The sequence below is a fragment of the Azonexus sp. genome, from assembly GCF_036170495.1.
Lineage (GTDB): Bacteria > Pseudomonadota > Gammaproteobacteria > Burkholderiales > Rhodocyclaceae > Azonexus.
This window is the reverse complement of the sequence record NZ_JAVHPH010000109.1, coordinates 1-1,113: the sequence shown is the minus strand read 5'-3', so window position 1 is coordinate 1,113 and position 1,113 is coordinate 1. Positions and strand designations below refer to the sequence as shown.

Here is a 1,113-nt window from a genome sequence, read left to right as displayed (position 1 = left end):
TCGGCGAAGTATTCGGCGCGGGCGGCCCATTGCGGCGTGCGCATCTGGTCGAATTCAGGGAGGATAAATTCACGAAGATCGCGGGCGGAGACAACGTCGGCGAAGAAGAGTCCGACCATTTCTCCCCAGACTACGTGCTGTTTTCCGAAACGGAAATCCCAGTTGCCGGCGCTGACGTCGAGATAGTTCTCGCGCAATTCGATGTTATAGCGTTGGTTCTTTTCTACGTCAGCGGGGTAGTAGTCGTTGATGCTGTAGGCGGCGTCGTAATCAAGGCGAGCGCCTAGTTTCCATTTCAGTCCTTCGCCGAGTTTTCCGTTGCTGCCAAGTTCGGCGCGGGTGCGAAGTTTTGACCAGTGTTCTGGGTTTTCGGTGGTCCGTGCTGCTTCAAACTGGACGAAACCCTTGATGCTTGGCGATGTGTTTTTTGTTGCTGGCGATGCAATGGGCTGGTTGTCGCCGAACAGGTCGTCGCGGCTCAATAAATCTTCAGCGGCGTTTGCGCCAAGAGCCAGGCAGCTGGCTGCCAGAATTGTGAGACGGTGGGCGTTTTTTTTAACGGTCACGGGGCATTCCTGTTTATTCGTCGTCGGATTCGGTTGTGGCGCGAACGCGTGCCAGGTTCCAGGTTTTGTCTGCTTCATTACGCACGCCAAATGCGGTTATGCAGCCGTCTTCCATCTGAACCAGGCGGTCGGCGCGATCAATGACTTTTTGATCGTGCGTGGAGAAGATGAAGGTGGTTTTCAGGTGGCGATTGATTTTCTTCATCAGGCTGAGAATTTCTCGGCCGGTTGCCTTGTCGAGATTGGCTGTCGGTTCGTCGGCCAGGACAATGCTGGGCTTGATGGCCAGGGCGCGGGCGATGGCGACACGCTGGCGTTGTCCGCCGCTGAGCTGATTGGGGCGATGGTTGGCAAACTGGCTGAGTCCGACGATGTCGAGGAAGTAGTCGACCCGCATCTTGCGTTCTTCGGCTGACACGTCCGGGCGGCGCAGCAACGGGTACTCGACGTTTTCAGCGGCGGAAAGAACGGGAAGCAGATTGAAGGTCTGAAAGATGAAGCCGATCGATCGTGAGCGCAGGTCGGCCAACTCGTTCGCTGATTTTTC

Annotated in this window: 2 protein-coding genes; both read right to left on the bottom strand. The window is 56.2% G+C overall.

Annotated elements, in window-relative coordinates:
• The coding region (locus ADADOO_RS03540) for a DUF1302 family protein (RefSeq protein WP_511275069.1) at positions 1-644 on the bottom strand (644 nt) is incomplete at its 3' end.
• Positions 580-1,113: ABC transporter ATP-binding protein (locus ADADOO_RS03535; protein WP_511275068.1), on the bottom strand; the 534-nt coding region annotated here is incomplete at its 5' end. The genes ADADOO_RS03535 and ADADOO_RS03540, both read right to left, overlap by 65 nt.